Origin of the sequence: Fibrobacter sp. UWH1, assembly GCF_002210365.1 — a bacterium.
GTDB lineage: Bacteria > Fibrobacterota > Fibrobacteria > Fibrobacterales > Fibrobacteraceae > Fibrobacter.
Map to the genome: position 1 here is coordinate 12,456 of NZ_MWQG01000006.1, position 16,526 is coordinate 28,981.

Genomic DNA, 16,526 nt, shown 5'->3' on the forward strand with positions numbered 1-16,526 from the left:
AACTTACATTGTCGTAGCTGAAACGCTCTACATTGAGAGCCTTCTAAAGAACATTGACCTGAATTGTGACTTCGAATGTATTAAGAAAGACCTATCAGAAATCGCTCATGGAGTAATCCAGAACTAATTTGATTCGTTCTATTTAGTTATAAAAAGAAACGATTCTGTAACAATAGTCGCATTAATTACAAAAGGTTCGCAATTTACGTTCTGCTTGAATTATATTATTCGGTTTCCCCATATTCGTTAGAGAAATATTTTAGATAACAATCTAATGGTGGATAGTGTGAAAAAGCCTAGCAGCGAAGAACTAAAAAATGACCTAAAATACTACCGGACCCGGGTCAACACGTATAAAAAGACCATGGAATTCCTTAAGGAACACATAGAAACCCTGCAGGATATGGAGAACGTCAAGAGGGAGTTAAGATATGCCAACTGTGCCCTGGAAGACCTACAGAAAGTGAATCGATTCATGGAGAATGTTCTGGATGTCGTAAAAGAAGAAATTAAGAAAGTGAAATAAAAAAGGTGGTGCATTTCTGCACCACCCTTTTATATGTCCCCTCTGTGCTTAAAAATGCTGGAGGACTTCCTCTACTCATTAGTAGAAATTAACCAGCGGATTCGTTTGCTTTCGGCTCGCTAACCCGTTGATGTGTATAATATAGGAAATTGGGGTCTCCCCCCCCCCTAAAAAAGAACATTATGCTGTATATCCTCCCTCCCCCTCCTCCTATCTCCCTCTATCTTCTTATCATTTTGTCTGTTCCACGTAGGTGGTAAATTTTGGAAAATTCACCTTGGTCGTTAGGTGAATTCTGGCAGCTACATCATTCATTATGTTGATTGCCGCATTTTTCTTGCTTTGTGGCACATAGAGAGCATCGAAGACGTATAGTCCCCTAATTCCTGCATAGCGCAGTTCCCGGCAAATATTTGTCATCAGCGCAACCTCCATTGAGATAAGTATATCTGATGTATTCTTGTAGCTTAGATTATTTAACACTTTGGTTTGCCTAACTAATTTCATGAACCTGGGCATCTTCCTTCCATAAATTGCATCAACCTTATAATGCGCAATATGGCTAATTCTATCGTTGAAGTACGCAAGGTGTTCTTGCTTCACCTTATCCCGTAAAGCAACCTTATCAATATTGAGGTCAAAACCAAGGGAATGAAGTTGCACGGCAAGATTACCATGTACGTCTCCAGAAAGATGTTGCAGAAAATAGTCCCGTTCCCAGTAGGGGATGAACGGAAGCAAAGCCAAAAACATCAAATTGGGATGTAATGCCGTAAAATCCAATTCAGCAATTTCATCATTATCGATGGTAATCAGCTGCCTAATCCATTTGCGCAGGCCATTAAAGCTATCAAAGACTCGCGGACAGTTAACCGTCCGATGCGGGCGAATAAGTCCATATTTCAATAATTTCTTGTATTCCTCAATATCTTCATTAAAAGAACCCTTGGTGACATTTTTCTCATCATACTCATCATCGGAAGGATTATACACTAATTGACGCCCATTTCGGATATAGCCGGAATCGGACAGTTCTTTAGCCCTATTGGTAACTTCCTCAATTGAGGGCAGAAGAACAGACTCATAGCTCCAAAGAAGATAAGATACTAGCTCATTATCCTTTTGAACCTTTCTTGGCCAAAGATGATAGCCATTAGGCTTAATGTGGTCTAGCTGGATTAGCCTTTTGCCTCTCTTGGCAAGAAACGGGGCTAAGCTATACTCCCTGCATAGGTGTTTTGCTACGCTGTAATCATTTCTAACGATGATAAGGCCCTCGTCTAGGAGAATATCAATGGCCTTCTTGTATGGCATAATGCCAACGCAAAGTCGTTCAAGAACTTTTGAGGATAATCTTTTACCGCGCCCGGCTTCTAGTTCTTCTGCATTCAGGTTGCCTATTAGGCCTATTATTACCATTAATACTTGCACTTGTTTTTCGTTCAGAAAAGTTCCACATTTGCTTAGAATGATGGTTCTTGTCCCGATGGGTACATGAATCTCACGCAAACGTTCATCATTCCACCCTATAGCCTTTTTACGCATTCCCTTTTCACCATTGCACTTGAATAACACCCTACACTTATCCTTTCCAATTGGAAACTTATTGCAGCATTCGTTGGTAATGCATTTTAATTGGCAATTCCACGAATTCTTGTTTTGCGGAATGTATTCTTCCACGAAAAGATTAAACAGGCAAAGAATACGCTCTGTATCCGGAGATGCAACCGGCATATCCCAGATTGGCCAAGGACAGGGCGCAGCAGTAGTTATTGTAAATAAGTCATTCATCTAAATCCTGTTACATAAGAAAACGGTCCCCTGCAAAAATGTTGGCCGCGGCAAGGGACCGTTTCTAAAAAAACGGAACAAATGACAGTGAAGGCGGCCAACCTACTTCTTCTACATATAGTTTATATGTTAAATATCATAACTGTCGCACAATTCCTCAAATGAACTATGTTAAACGAATGCAATTCAGTCGCTTTCGTTTGCATTTTTTCCCGCCCTTACCTCAGGAAAGGATATGTTCAGAATGGCTGACACCGGTAAGGAGCATCAGATTGTTCAGAGTACAGGCGAAAACGGTTCGCTAGGACTCATCAGCAAATTCAACGATGGTTGGATATAATCTTGGCAATAGGCCTGATTATACAGGTCTTAATGAGGGACCGAAATACGTGGAGGATGAATAGTGCAATCCCATTCAGGACAAGATACGCACTATAAGAGCAACTGCTTATGTTAATTTATGTTGATGTCGGCTTGCTCATATTACTATTATAGCAAAGGACCTTGTAAGTGTCAGCGCTTTTCGTAATTTTTTTTCGCTGTGTTTTTTTTGTTGAATGGCGGAATTGCTCATACCACTATTATAGCACACGTTGATTAAAGTGGCAACCAAAAGTTTCACTTTTTATGGGACTTCTGTTTGCCCTGAACATAGCTATTAATAGAATAATAGCTCAAACAAGTTAATGCCGTGATGTTCGGCTTCCATGATTATTTTTCCATTACAGTCGGTAATGGAGTCCAATATATTCTTGCCGGATGTTTGAATGGCCTCCATGGCAGATGCGTCCTTAACATTGTCAAGATTTCGCAAGACTCCATCAAGATAATACTTTGCTTGTTCAGTTATGTCTTCCACTTCTTTGTATTTATTAGCAAAGAAGGACACTCCAAGCGTTTGGGAATAAGCCCACTTCCCCTGAAGTTCATTTTTGATATTCACGCAATCATTGGCATAGGCTTGTAACTTGCGGATTACAGCCTTGACGAGTTTACCTTCCCTAGCCTTACGACAATTCTCCATGGCATGCGCAGTAGACTTCATGAGGTGATGACCAGTACCGCATTTTCCCTTTCTAAGGGAGTCCATATGGGCTACTTCTTTCTGGAAAGCCTTTGCTATGGTAATAATTCCATCGACACTCATGTTCTGAATTGCTTCACCGAATGCCTCTGACAGAAGCCTGAACTTACGCTGTCCATGGATTGTTTCGTTCTTTACTAGCATAAGGTTCACTTTATCTGGAATGATATTTTCCGCCTGTATGACTTTTGAGTCTTCCGGTTTTTGAAACATGACACTAGATTCGCTTATGCAATAAAACCTCTTGTCATATGAATTACCTAGTAAACAGTCAAACTTGCTTGATATCTTCTTGAATAAGGGAGATTGAAGATAAGCCGGCAGATGTTTTTCGTATAAAAACAGCGGTTGACTACCGATAAATATAACCCTGTTTGGCCGAATCTCTTGGATTAGCATATGAAGCATACCCACCGATATCATCAGTGACTTGTCATCAGTTTCGTATAGTCCGGTACTAAAAATCGATGGAGGCAAAAAGGAGTGAACTATAATCTTTGGGTCAGGAACATCGACTTTGTACCCAAACATTCTGAAATGCATTGACTTGATTTCACACTCGGTCACGACCAGCAGGTCGTTGTTCGCTTCATCAGCTACGGCAGGAAGGTCACTTAAAGGATAGCCAATTTCGCGGGCGAACGTTTCGAACTTGCTTCTTGTAATTCTAGCGCAATCCATTATACCTGCTCCTTTTATTCGCATATATCCTTGTTAAACTTAAACATCAATCTATAAAAATAAATGAAACATTTCATCTAATTTCTATAAAAGCAGTTATTAGAATATTAGAAATTCAATAAAATGCTTTATAGTTCGAGCTGATATAGGATGCAGGATTTCATGCGAACATCTCGTTTCGGCTCCAAAATCCCCTTTTTTTCAAAAAAAATGACAAGAGACCTCCTAATCCCGTAATTACAAAGGACTTTCAGCACCCTTCCTTCATGTAGGAGGCATCGGTAAATGAAATGTCAAGTTTCCTTCACTGAAACGACTGGAATAGTCCGGCGGTTAACGGGGCTCGATGGAGTCTCAGGAGCAAGCTTTTCAATGTAGGCCTGTTCTTGATTCACTCTTTTGGGGGTACGACATGTCCCCCATTTATCTTGACTCATTGGTAATACATGTCACTACAAGTAAGGAGTTGCATGGCAAATGAATGCATAGAACATTCGTCCGGGGATAAAACTAATGGGGTGAAGCGCAGAATCATCTCTGTGAGTATTACACCGGAGTTAATACCCGTTGTTGAATTCCTTCAGGTTACAGAACCTAAGGGATTTAGCGGATGGATTAGACGTAAACTTCGTGAAGTTCATGTGGACAGGACCAGGTGGCTTTACATGTCTGACATGGTGTCTAGTGATACCTAGTCTTTTTGAAGGGGACTCCAATACGCAGGCCCCCCAAAAAAACATTTATCCTGCAACCGCGTAACGCAGACAACCGGTGAGGTTGAAAATGAAAAAATAAGCAATCCTAATATGGAAAAGGAAAATCATAATGTCAAAAAAAAGAAAAAATACGCTTCGTCCTGAAGACCACCCCATCTATAAAGAATATGAAGGATTATATATGGACTTGATTTATAAAAAAATGAAAAAGGAGCATGGTGAACAGGTCGCTAAGGAATATTGCTTTGGCGCAGGTAGACGAGGTTATATAAGTTATCTAAAAGAATTTTGCAAAGATGTTAAATGCGCCGCACAAAGTTATCAAGCTGTTGCCGGGTTGTATTGTTGTAAGGAACAGAAAGTTGGGAATTATGTAGTTGCAATGCTAATGAAACCTCTAACTAAAAATTGTGAATTTTACTTGATAACCAAAGATGTTTTTGTTCAGATGGATGAAATTGATGAATGGGACATGAAAATGTATTTTGAATCATTTAATAACATTGAAAAAAATACGGTCGAAAATAATGACATACTTCTTGAAAGATTCTATAAATTTGAAATGGAAGATTCTAATTATTGTACTTACGTTCATTTATGTTTAGGGAAATATGCTTTCATTGTAACTTATGATTCCTATGGAAAAATGGTAGGCTATCCATTTGACCCAAGTACCTATAATGGAACAGTCCCGGCCTGTTTAGTTAAATTGTGGAAGGCGGAAATGTATGGGCTGATTCAAATTAAGGATGAAATTTCTGAATATAAAAGTTCAAGTCTAGCGGCCTGTAAAGAAAACAACAAAATGGAATCGACTGTTACTACCAAGTATATTCATCTAAGGAAAAATACCATCCGTTCCGAAATGACTCAAAAAGATAATGACGTTCAGCCTACCTCTCAAAGACAGCGTTTTGATATCGTATATGTCACAGACAAATGGAGTGTAAGACAGCACTACAGAAAAAGCAGGAATGGAAAAATAATCTTTTGCCCTGCTCGTATCGCTCACAGAAGATGCTCTGAAACACATCCTGAACTTGCAAAACATAAAATTACCAAATATGTTGAATAATGTCATTTTAACACTTGATTCATCAAAAGTGCATGACTATATTTTGACTAGGTAGGGCTTGTTTCAAGTCTATATTAACTGCGAATCCCAACTGTCCCACCGGAGCGAAGCCGAATTCCATTCCGCCCGGGACCGTTTGATACAGTTACTATAGCTTCCAGACATTCACAAATCTGTTCGTAATGTAGGCGGATTTGTCATCGTTTGTAAGGTTGCCTGCCGAGTGATAAGTTCGGTAATTTTGCAAAATTTCGCCATTTGGCGACCTATTGCAACCGTTCCGAACTGTTCACAAATGTGGCAGAATTAAGCCGCCATCTGATATAGTTATCCGGTGTGCTTGATTTCGCCCCTGACAGGCGCTAAATGGTCTTAAACGTCCTTAAGCGTCCTACCGGTTTCATAATTGGCGATTTTTGCTCAATTTCGTGGAATTTGGATTCGCTTTGTGTGGATTCCTGATTTCCCTAGTCAAAGACAAATTTTTCCACGTAGTGCGAAGGATTTTTCCACGCTTCCCCATGATTTTACAGGAGCCAGCCGCGAACGCGCTGGCCTATTTCATGCCTAGACTTCAGCAAGACCCTACCAAGGATTCTGAAGATTCCCTGGGCCTGTCATAAGCGAAAATTGACGAATTCAAGCAAATTTCGGCAATTCTAGGCCTCCGCGCCAATATCTGCCAAGGTCTTGCTAGACCTCTGAGAAGGCTCCTGACAGAGTCTTTCGAGGATCCTGTGAAGGTCTTGTAGGATGGTTTTGAGGCCGGCTGTACCGACGGTGCAAAGGTTTTTCCACGTTTTTGAACTGTTTTGGCCAGTTTCCCGTGGAATTCGTCCGCGCTCACCGTGGAAATTCCCCCTGCATTGAAAATAAAAATTTGGCTTTTGAATTTTTTGCAAAAGGGATTGTATTCTGGAGAGTTTTATACACCTGTAAAGGAAATATCTTTGTCTCGTGGTGATAACGATGTTTGGAGATAAAGATGTTTGGAAAACTCTTGTCGGTTTCTTCCCTGTTGGTTTTGGCTGGAGTGGCCTTTGCTCAGCAACCAATAATCACGACTAACTACACGGCAGACCCGGCTCCCATGGTGCATGGGGATACGCTCTACCTTTATACGACCCACGACGAAGATGACGCCGAAGGGTTCGTGATGTACGATTGGCTGTTGCATACTTCCACGGACATGGTCAACTGGACAAGCCACGGGGCTGTGGCATCCTTGAACGACATCAAGTGGAGCACAAGAACTAACGGAGCCTGGGCCGAACAAGTGGTGGAACGGGATGGCAAATGGTTCATGTACGTTCCCATTCACGGTAATGGAATTTCTGTCCTGGTGGCAGATAATCCCTACGGCCCCTTTAAGGAACCTCTGAACAAGGCCTTGGTTTGGCAGCGCGAACATTGGAACGATATCGACCCCACCGTATGGGTTGACGATGACGGGCAGGCCTACATGTACTGGGGCAATCCGGATTTGTACATGATCAAGCTTAACGAAGACATGATCAGCACTTCCGGCAATATCGTTACCCACCCCAAGGTCAAGGATTACCAGGAAGGCCCTTGGTTCTACAAGCACGACAGCCATTACTACATGGCCTTTGCATCTACCTGTTGCGCCGAAGGTATCGGCTACGCCATGAGCGACTCCCCCACGGGTCCCTGGACCTACAAGGGCGACATTATGCCCCACTCCTCCCGCAGCAACGGAAACCATCCGGGTATTATTGATTATAAGGGAAAATCCTACGTCTTTGGCCATCATTATCAACTTTGGCATCAAAAATCCGACAAAATGGGCCTAAAATTCCAGCATAAGGAACGCCGTTCTGTTGGCGTTGCCGAAATGAAGTATAACGCCGACGGAACTATCCAGAAGATTGACTGGTGGCCGGATAATGGCGTGGCCCAGCTGGAAGATTTCAACCCCTACAAGCGCGTAGAAGCTGAGACCATGTCTTGGGGCGAAGAAGTGAAGGTCCGTAAGAGCGGTGCCGCCGGCAATACGGTTCTCACCAATCTTACCGACGGCAAGTACACTAAGATCAGCGGCGTGGAATTCGGTGACGCCGGCGCAGAGTCTTTCTCTGCTTCAGTCTTGAGCGTCAAGAGGGCATCTTCTGTTATGGTTCGCCTGGACAAGGTGGATGGTCCCGTAATTGCTAAGGCTGAATTCTCCAAGGACGGCCTTGTGACTGTGCCTGCCGAAGGAGCCGTTGGCAAGCATGACGTATTCTTCATGTTCGCTGGAGATTTCGAGGCTGATTACTGGGAATTTGAAGACAGCAAGACTGCTGTTCCCCAGGGCCCCTTCTGCGAGGCTTTGCTGAAGGATCCCGAAGCCGAGTGCGAATTGCCGGTTATCGGGGCTACGGTCGAAGGCAAGAAGAACATCATCGAATTCGAAAACTACGATGTGGGCGGCGCCGGCAAGGCCTACTACGACATGGATACAGAAAACAAGGGTGGAAAGTACCGCGAAGACCGGGTTGACGTGGTTGCCATCAAGAGCGAAAATGGCGATGGTTATGCCATCGGTTACACCCAGAAGGGCGAATGGCTGGAATACACCGTGAATGTGGAAGTTGACGAAGCCCTCCCCTACGAGATTTCCTACGCGACCGGCATGGAGCGCGCCGGTATCCAGCTCTTCATGGATGACGAACCTATCACCGATGAACTGGAACTGGTGGGAACCGGAGATTTCGACGTGTACACCACATTCAAGGGCAAGACTACCAAGGAACTGGCCAAGGGCGAGCATGTGCTCAAGGTTCTAATGACGACCGACTATGTCAATCTTGACAAGATTGCTTTTGGCACTGCGGAACTCCATACAGACTTTTTGATGGAATCCCCTAGACTGGCAAAGAGGGGATTGCATGAATTCAAGGTCTTTGACCTGATGGGACATCAGCTTGGAAAGTTCAAGCTGAACGATGCATCCCTGGTTGTTGATTTTAAGACGGAACTGAGAAACGCCGGATTCAATAATGGAGTTTACATAGTCCGATACGCCTCGGGACGGGCTTTAAGAATCAACTTGGAACGATAATTTAACCTTTCCGTTATTTATCCCACTGGGGCTGCGCACTTCCCCGGTGGGACTTTTTTTACTGAAAACACTACTATCATGTTTGATTGTAATGTGCCGGATTTTCCGGCGGCATGAATTTAGCAAGGTTGACGTCTTTTGAGGGCGTTTTTGGGGGTTGGACGTTCACTTTGCAAACAGTTGTTTGCAAAATTCTTCATTTTTTTATAAAAAATCCCATTCCTAGCTTGATTTCGTCATTGTTTCAAATAGAAACACTTGGTGTTGCGTTGGGGTTGGCACGGTTTTTGCAAAATAAAGGGCGAAATTTAAACACAAGGAATTAATATGGCCGACGAAAATTTGCAGGAACCCTCCGCTGAAGAACGCGCAAAGTTTGAAGAAGATGTACTTAAGGCAGCCCAGGACGCCATGAAAATGGAAGCCGAGGCCAATGCCGAAGCCAGTTCCGAAGAAGCATCCGCAACCCAGGACTCCCCTGCCGACGCCCAGGCTTCTGAAACGGCAGAACCTGCCGCAGAACAGGCTCCCTCCGCCCCGGAATCCACCGAATCTGCTGAAGATGTGCTGAAGGCTGAACTTGCTGCCGCCAACGACCGCAACCTGCGTCTGATGGCCGAATTTGACAATTTCCGCCGCCGCAGCGCCCGCGAACAGCTTGAAATCATTGAAACCGCCAACGGAAAGCTCCTAGAAAAGCTTTCTGAAGTGCTGGATAACTTCGAACGCGCCTTTGCCGCCGAAAACAAGGCCAAGGACCTGGATACCTTCGAAAAGGGCATGCAGATGATCCACGATCAGTTTGCAAAGGTTCTCACCGACGCAGGTCTCGAACAGCTGGACCCCACCGGCCAGGAATTCGACCCCAACTGCCACGAAGCCCTGATGCAGCAGCCTTCCGAAGAAATCCCCGAAAATCACGTGGTGACGGTCTTTATGAAGGGTTACAAACTGAAAAATAAGATCCTGAAGCCTGCCAAGGTGATTGTTTCATCTGGCAAGGCATAATAAGAAATTGTTTCAAATTAAAACATTTTGCTGTTTGGCACGGGATTTGCTTTTAACTCGGCGAAACAGATTGGTTCTCAGAATGAACCGCAGACTTTAAATAGGAGACTCAAAAATGAGCAAGATTATCGGTATCGACCTTGGTACAACCAACAGCTGCGTTTCCGTTATGGAAGGTGGCAAGCCCGTAGTGATCGCAAACGCAGAAGGTTTCCGCACTACTCCGTCTATCGTCGCATTCGGCAAGACCGGCGAACGTCTGGTGGGCCATGTTGCAAAGCGTCAGGCAATTACCAACCCCGAAAAGACTATCTATTCTATCAAGCGTTTCATGGGTCGCTCCGCTGGCGAATGCTCCGCTGTGGAAAAGAACATGCCGTACAAGCTCGTTGGTACCGGTTCCGATCCGATCCGCGTGCAGATCGACGACAAGCAGTTCGCTCCTCCTGAAATTTCCGCAGCAGTTCTTCAGACCATGAAGAAGATTGCTGAAGACTACCTGGGCGAAACCGTTTCCCAGGCTGTGATTACTGTTCCGGCATACTTCAACGACGCTCAGCGCCAGGCTACTAAGGACGCTGGTAAGATCGCTGGCCTCGAAGTGTTGCGTATCGTGAACGAACCGACCGCTGCAGCACTCGCCTACGGCCTTGACTCCAAGAAGAGCGAAAAGGTTGCTGTGTATGACCTTGGTGGTGGTACCTTCGATATCTCCATCCTGGAAATCGACGACGGTATGTTCTCCGTGAAGTCCACTAACGGTGACACCATGCTTGGTGGTGACAACTTCGACGAAGTGATCATCGACTGGATCAACGACGAATTCAAGAAGGAAAATCCGTCTATCGACCTGAAGAAGGACAAGATGGCTCTCCAGCGTTTGAAGGACGCTGCTGAAAAAGCAAAGATTGACCTTTCTGCTACCACTTCTACCAACATCAACCTCCCCTTCATCACCGCTGACGCAACTGGCCCCAAGCACTTGGACCTGACCCTCAGCCGTGCAAAGTTCGACCAGCTGACCGCTCACCTGGTGGAACGTTCTATGGAACCCTGCCGCAAGGCAATTGCAGACTCTGGCCTGTCTCTGTCTGAAATCGACGAAGTGATCCTGGTTGGTGGTTCTACCCGTATTCCGGCCGTTCAGGAAGCTGTGAAGAAGTACTTCGGCAAGGAACCCAACAAGACTGTGAACCCCGACGAAGTTGTGGCAATCGGTGCTGCAGTTCAGGGCGCAGTTCTTAGCGGCGACTCCGCTGTGAAGGACGTTTTGCTCCTCGACGTGACCCCGCTTTCTCTGGGTATCGAAACTCTCGGTGGCGTCATGACCAAGCTCATTGACCGTAACACCACCATTCCTACCAAGAAGAGCCAGGTGTTCTCTACCGCTGAAGACAACCAGCCGGCAGTGACCATCCATGTTCTCCAGGGTGAACGTGAATTTGCTCGCGACAACCGTACCCTCGGTAAGTTCGACCTCACCGACCTTCCGAAGAAGCCCCGCGGCGTTCCTCAGATCGAAGTGACCTTCGACATCGACGCCAACGGCATCGTCCACGTTTCTGCTAAGGACAAGGAAACCGGTAAGGAACAGTCCATCAAGATTACTTCCTCCAGTGGCCTCTCCGAAGACGAAATCAACAAGATGGTCAAGGACGCCGAAGCAAACGCTGCCAAGGATAAGGAACAGCGCGAACTGGTGGACGTCAAGAACCAGGCCGAACAGATGGCTTACCAGGTCGAAGCTCAGCTCAAGGAAGTTGGCGACAAGCTGCCGGCCGACACCAAGGCTCAGATTGAAGCTGCAATCCAGGAAATCAAGGACAAGAAGGACAACGGCACCAAGGAAGAAATCAAGGCCGCTATGGACAAGCTCCAGAACATGATGAGCTCCATGGCTCAGGCTGCTGGCGCTGCCGGTGCACAGCCGGGTCCTCAGCCGGGTGCTTCTGAACAGCCGAAGTCCGACAAGAAGAACGACGGCCCGGAAGTTGTCGACGCTGAAGTCGTTGACTAATTAACAGGTACGAGGTCGCTCGCAAGCTCGCTTTCAGGGCGCTACGCTTTGAGGTATGAGCTGTGAGCAGGCCTTGCAAATGGTGTTTTCCTGTCTTTTTGAGGCAGGAGCACCTTTTTGCTATAAAGTTCTAAATAACCTCAAAGCACCGTAAGGTGCGACCTCATTGCTCAAAGGGAGCCGAAGGTGACCGACCTGAAAGCTCCGAAGGAGCGAGCTATATGGCAGATAAAAGAGATTATTACGAAGTTCTAGGCGTCGGTAAGGACGCAAGTGCTGACGAAATCAAGCACGCTTATAAGAAGCTTGCCATTAAGTACCATCCGGATAAGAACCCGGGTGACAAGGAAGCTGAAGAAAAGTTCAAGGAAGCTGCTGAAGCTTACGACGTGCTCTCTAATCCGGAAAAGCGCAAGAACTACGACCAGTTCGGCTTTAACGCTCCTGGTGGCGGTTTCGGCGGTGGCGGATTTGGCGGCGGTGGCTTCGGAAGCTTCGAAGACATCTTCAGCCAGTTTGGCGATATCTTTGGCGGTGGCTTTGGTTTTGGCGGCGGTGGCCGTGGTCGTAGCCGTAAGGCAGGCCCTCCCCGCGGAAACGATTTGCAGATCAAGGTTGCTTTGAGCTACAAGGAAATCTTCGAAGGTTGCACCAAGAAGGTTCGCCTGAAGCGCTATACTCCCTGTACCGAATGTAACGGCAAGGGTGGCGAAAATGTTACTGAATGTAGCACTTGCCACGGCACCGGCCGAGTACGTCGTGCAACGGGCGGTTTCTTCCAGATGATTTCTGAAAGTGCCTGCCCCACTTGTAACGGTATGGGCGAAGTCATTGCAAAGCCTTGTTCCAACTGCCGTGGCGAAGGCCGTGTGCAGGAAACCGAAGAAATCTCCATCAAGATTCCGGCAGGTGTTTCTGAAGGCCAGTACCTGAATCTCCGTGGCGAAGGTAACTGCGGTCCTCGTGGCGGTGCGTGCGGTGACTTGCTTGCCGTAGTGACGGAAAAGCCCGATGACTTCTACACCCGCGAAGGCGATGACCTGCACTGTGAAGTGAAGGTTCCCGTACATCGCCTGGTTCTTGGCGGTACCCAGCGCATTCCTACTCTGGAAGGCGACGAAGTGCAGATCAAGATTGCAGCCGGCACTCAGGCTGGCAGCATCCTACGTCTCCGTGAACAGGGACTGTACCCGCTGAACAAGCGTGGAGACCGCGGAAGCCTCTACGTCGAAATCGGCGTTGAAATTCCCAAGGATCTTTCCAAGGAAGAAAAGGAACTCTACCAGAAGCTGGCCGAACTCCGCAAGGACAAGGAAACCGCCCAGGAAGAGAGCTTCCTCGAAAAGATGAAGAATCTGTTCAAGTAACACCTTTAGACGTCATCCTGAGCGAAGCGAAGGATCTAGTTATAAAGTCCCCGAGGCAATAAAAGCCCCGGGGATTTTTTATGGTTAGATTTTATTTTTATGAGTAACACATCTCTTACCTATTGGTGTTTAATAGAGGTAAGTGAGCAGGATTGTTATGAAAATTTTGATTTTAAATGCCAGCCCTCGCCCTAAGGGTAACATCAGCTCCATGCTTCGCGTCATGGAAGACATGCTTGTCGCCAGCGGTGCAGAAGTGGAATTTATTGATGTCTGCAAGTTGCAGGTTCGCCCCTGCATCGGTTGCATGAAATGCCGCAGTGAACGCAAATGCGTTCTGGCAGAAGATGATTCCCAAAAAGTTCTATGCAAGATTCAGGAATGCGATGGACTGATTGTGGGCTCTCCTTGCTATTGGGGGAATATGACGGGGCAGCTGAAGGTGTTGTTTGACCGAATGGCCTACGGCATGTTGGATGACAGCGGGCATGGATTCCCCAAACCTTTATTGAAAGGTAAGAAGGCTGTTATTGTAAGCACCAGTACTACCCCGTGGCCCTTTAACGTTTTGTTTAAGCAGACCTCTGGCGCGGTGCGGGCCATCAAGGAAGTGATCGGCTGGTGCGGTTTCAAGATTGTGGGCTCCGTGCAGAAAGGCGGCACCCATATGCGCCAGGGCTTGACTGATAGCGAGATTATGAAATGCCGGAAGGTGGCAAGAAAACTACTTTGATTGAAGATGCCATCCTACCCCCTGTATTGGGGGGAAGGTGCTAGAATGTTGATGGCGGTCTAAATGTGCGAAAGTTCTATTTGGACCGCCGTTTTTTTTCACTTTTTAAACATGTTGGCTGTCTAAAAACGAAATTTAAGGGGTTAGACAGCCATTTTCCCTTCTGAAGTATTTCTGTAAAGTGTAAAATGATGTTTTTTCTGGTTTGTAAGTGAGTAAATGGCGGTCCATATTTCATTTTTTTTGGTTTGGACCGCCACCCTTCAAAATTTTAGCTGAAAAATTGGCGGTCTAAATGGGCAAAACGTATTGTTTGGACCGCCAGAATCAGCGTTTGAACGAATTAGAAGTAACGATTTAAAATAGAAATGTGTGAATTAAATTAGCGAACAACCTTCAAGTACATGCTGCGGCCGGATTGGTTCCGGAGTTGTACGATGTAGCCTTTGCGAGGGGCGTTGCCCAAGGGTATAGTGGCAGGGCCGTTAATCTGGCGACGGGTCAACAGAACACCTTGCAGGTCATGGATTGTCAATTGCATGGGCTGAACTGGAGCAGTGATATGCAGGTCTCCCCCGCTTCTTGATACATGAATGAATTGCGGTGTGGCTTGCAGAACGATGATTGAATTCGTGGTGTCGCGACCAGTCGTATCGACAACGGAGGTGTCGGCGGTACTTGTATCCACCACATTTGTATCGGGTTCCACAAACGGGTGTTCCGGATCGTTCACCACCAGCTTGAAGGTCATCTTGCTTTCGCAACCGGAGCCATTGACGAATGTGGTCTTGTAGTAACCGCTGTTCTGCCACTGTAAATTCTTGAAGCGGACTTCGCGACCCAAGTAATAGAAGTTATCAGGGCCACTCCAAGTCCAGCGGCCACCATCCCAAGGATGAGGGCCAATAACCAGAGAATCACCGGGATTGACTGTAATTTCTGTAGTTTCGTTCCAGCTGCCATCGTGAATCTTGACGTAAGGAATAATGGTATCTGCAGCACATTTTCCTTCGCCCTTCACACCATCAATAATCATGGTAACCATGGATTGGGCCGCGGCGGTAACATTCAGCGAACCACCCGAGATAGCGATGTCAGCATCTGCCTTCAATGCGGCAGGCAAGGTAAAGCGATTGACTTTTGCCTTGGTTCCTACGGCGTCAAACTTGCTCAAATCAAAGGTGTATTTCGCATCGGTGCTGCCAGTATTCAATACCACCAGCACCAAGGAACCGTCTTCGCGGATAGCTGCCAGGGTGTTGCTGTTGTCGCTATCGATAAAGCGGGAGCCTGGGCGAATGGCGCGGCTAAAGGCGGCGTGCATGTAATAACGGGGTGCATAGCTAAAAGTTTGGCTCTTGTGATTTGCTGTAATGGTGCGCCAGTTCTCCGCCGGGTCAGAAAGCTGCCAATCCACCCAAGCGCTGGCGTGCATGTCTCGCAAGTCGTGGAGAATCACGTCCGCCATCCAGAGGGTAATATCCAAGTCGCCGCTACGATGGAGTGGGCCGGATTCAGACTGCCAAATACGCTTGTCGTTGGCAAAGGCGGCGTTATACAGCTTGCCGCGGGAATCGTAGCCGGAATAGCTGTGAGTGTTCACCTGGAACATATAGGATTTTGCTTCGTCGCTATAGCTGTTGAAGCGGGCCAAGGCGTCACCGATGTTGGATTCGTCGGCGGCACTGACGGAAGTTTCCGGGAAGAGTCCCTTTTTCTTGAGGGCCTTCCCCAGTTCCACAATCATTTCGGACTGTTTGTTCTTGAAGCCACAGCCTTCCTGGTCGCCGTTGGCCTTCCACCAGCCAGCACTAGGTTCGTTGAAAGGTTCCACAGTGCGGAAGGTGATGCCCCATTCTTCCTTGAAATGCTTTGCCACTTCGGAAAGGTAGTCGGCGAAATCGTCAAAGTAGTCGGACTTCAGGTTGTCTGCGCCGTTGACACCACCAGAAACGCAGCCGCTGTTGGTCATCCACCAGGGAGGAGAATTGGAGAAAGCTTCGAAAATGGGATTCTTTACCTTCTTGGCCAAGCCGAAAAGGATGTTTCGTTGGGTGGGGTCTGCGGTCCAGTCGAAATCGCCTTTTTCAGTGGGCTTGTACCCGGGAATTGCGGCTCCCCCGTCGCCCTTGGTCAGGTGATTATGTCCCGGCTGGTCTCCCCCGCCGATATTGTAACGGAAAATGTTGTAGCCCAGGCCCGAATCCGGGTCTGCAATGGCTCCCAAAAGTTTGGTGTAATTGGCTTCGCTCCAGCCGCCGGCCAGTTCCGCCCACCAGCAAAGACTGGTGCCCCAGCCTTCGAAATGCTGGTACTTTTTGCCAGGATCCACCACAACCTTGGTCTGTGCGTTTGCCCCGCCAAAAGCGAGAGCCGTAAACACAGCCGCCCCAATAAACTTTTTACCCAATCTCATGAACATAAAAATCTATTATTTTCTTCTAAAACGGATAAAAAATATGCC

General features: G+C 46.8%; 11 protein-coding genes and 1 pseudogene. 9 read left to right on the forward strand and 3 right to left on the reverse strand.

What is annotated here, in order from left to right; translation table 11 throughout:
- Positions 1-286: 286 nt before the first annotated feature.
- Positions 287-526 (forward strand): M3 family oligoendopeptidase, encoded by a 240-nt coding sequence (locus B7992_RS04085; protein ID WP_141100363.1) that lies wholly within the window; start codon positions 287-289, stop codon positions 524-526.
- A 231-nt stretch (positions 527-757) separates the two neighbouring features.
- On the opposite strand, the gene B7992_RS04090 is transcribed toward B7992_RS04085, so the two are convergent.
- Together B7992_RS04090 and B7992_RS04095 are read right to left on the reverse strand one after the other, a co-directional pair.
- A complete protein-coding gene (locus tag B7992_RS04090; protein WP_088665631.1) occupies positions 758-2,317 on the reverse strand; it encodes a hypothetical protein in 1,560 nt (519 codons plus the stop codon).
- Positions 2,318-2,975: 658 nt separating this feature from the next.
- The gene (locus B7992_RS04095) at positions 2,976-4,082 is read right to left on the reverse strand and encodes a hypothetical protein (protein ID WP_141100364.1); all 1,107 of its coding nucleotides are present in this window, start codon (positions 4,080-4,082) and stop codon (positions 2,976-2,978) included.
- 518 nt (positions 4,083-4,600) lie between these two features.
- Between B7992_RS04095 and B7992_RS16535 the strand changes: the two genes are divergently transcribed.
- The 8 genes and pseudogenes from B7992_RS16535 to B7992_RS04130 all read left to right on the forward strand — a co-directional run bounded on the left by B7992_RS16535 (position 4,601) and on the right by B7992_RS04130 (position 14,062).
- Entirely contained in the window at positions 4,601-4,777 is a 177-nt protein-coding gene (locus B7992_RS16535) for a hypothetical protein (protein ID WP_176421846.1), read from the forward strand.
- 130 nt (positions 4,778-4,907) lie between these two features.
- Entirely contained in the window at positions 4,908-5,873 is a 966-nt protein-coding gene (locus tag B7992_RS04100; RefSeq protein ID WP_088665633.1) for a hypothetical protein, read from the forward strand.
- Positions 5,874-6,858: 985 nt separating this feature from the next.
- Positions 6,859-8,163, forward strand: a pseudogene (locus B7992_RS17355) (family 43 glycosylhydrolase); the annotation flags it as partial.
- A gap of 165 nt (positions 8,164-8,328) precedes the next feature.
- Positions 8,329-8,937: a carbohydrate-binding protein gene (locus tag B7992_RS17360; protein ID WP_349292378.1), complete on the forward strand. Its 609-nt coding sequence runs from the start codon at positions 8,329-8,331 to the stop codon at positions 8,935-8,937.
- Positions 8,938-9,264: 327 nt separating this feature from the next.
- Positions 9,265-9,945, forward strand: a complete 681-nt coding sequence (grpE, locus tag B7992_RS04115; RefSeq protein WP_088665636.1) for a nucleotide exchange factor GrpE — start codon at positions 9,265-9,267, stop codon at positions 9,943-9,945.
- 115 nt (positions 9,946-10,060) lie between these two features.
- A complete protein-coding gene (gene dnaK / locus B7992_RS04120; RefSeq protein ID WP_088665637.1) occupies positions 10,061-11,962 on the forward strand; it encodes a molecular chaperone DnaK in 1,902 nt (633 codons plus the stop codon).
- A gap of 221 nt (positions 11,963-12,183) precedes the next feature.
- Entirely contained in the window at positions 12,184-13,329 is a 1,146-nt protein-coding gene (gene dnaJ / locus B7992_RS04125; protein ID WP_073161492.1) for a molecular chaperone DnaJ, read from the forward strand.
- A gap of 157 nt (positions 13,330-13,486) precedes the next feature.
- On the forward strand, positions 13,487-14,062 hold the full coding sequence (locus tag B7992_RS04130; protein ID WP_088665638.1) for a flavodoxin family protein: 576 nt from the start codon (positions 13,487-13,489) through the stop codon (positions 14,060-14,062).
- A 382-nt stretch (positions 14,063-14,444) separates the two neighbouring features.
- On the opposite strand, the gene B7992_RS04135 is transcribed toward B7992_RS04130, so the two are convergent.
- The gene (locus B7992_RS04135; protein ID WP_254917605.1) at positions 14,445-16,484 is read right to left on the reverse strand and encodes a glycoside hydrolase; all 2,040 of its coding nucleotides are present in this window, start codon (positions 16,482-16,484) and stop codon (positions 14,445-14,447) included.
- Between the last annotated feature and the right edge of the window lie 42 nt (positions 16,485-16,526).

What these genes read in the sequence shown, in the direction of transcription:
- B7992_RS04135 (WP_254917605.1), bottom strand. Translation starts at nt 16,484, where the DNA reads ATGTTCATGAGATTGGGTAAAAAGTTTATTGGGGCGGCTGTGTTTACG.
- dnaJ (WP_073161492.1), top strand. Translation starts at nt 12,184, where the DNA reads ATGGCAGATAAAAGAGATTATTACGAAGTTCTAGGCGTCGGTAAGGAC.
- B7992_RS04090 (WP_088665631.1), bottom strand. Translation starts at nt 2,317, where the DNA reads ATGAATGACTTATTTACAATAACTACTGCTGCGCCCTGTCCTTGGCCA.
- B7992_RS04095 (WP_141100364.1), bottom strand. Translation starts at nt 4,082, where the DNA reads ATGGATTGCGCTAGAATTACAAGAAGCAAGTTCGAAACGTTCGCCCGC.
- B7992_RS04130 (WP_088665638.1), top strand. Translation starts at nt 13,487, where the DNA reads ATGAAAATTTTGATTTTAAATGCCAGCCCTCGCCCTAAGGGTAACATC.
- dnaK (WP_088665637.1), top strand. Translation starts at nt 10,061, where the DNA reads ATGAGCAAGATTATCGGTATCGACCTTGGTACAACCAACAGCTGCGTT.
- B7992_RS04100 (WP_088665633.1), top strand. Translation starts at nt 4,908, where the DNA reads ATGTCAAAAAAAAGAAAAAATACGCTTCGTCCTGAAGACCACCCCATC.
- grpE (WP_088665636.1), top strand. Translation starts at nt 9,265, where the DNA reads ATGGCCGACGAAAATTTGCAGGAACCCTCCGCTGAAGAACGCGCAAAG.
- B7992_RS17360 (WP_349292378.1), top strand. Translation starts at nt 8,329, where the DNA reads ATGGATACAGAAAACAAGGGTGGAAAGTACCGCGAAGACCGGGTTGAC.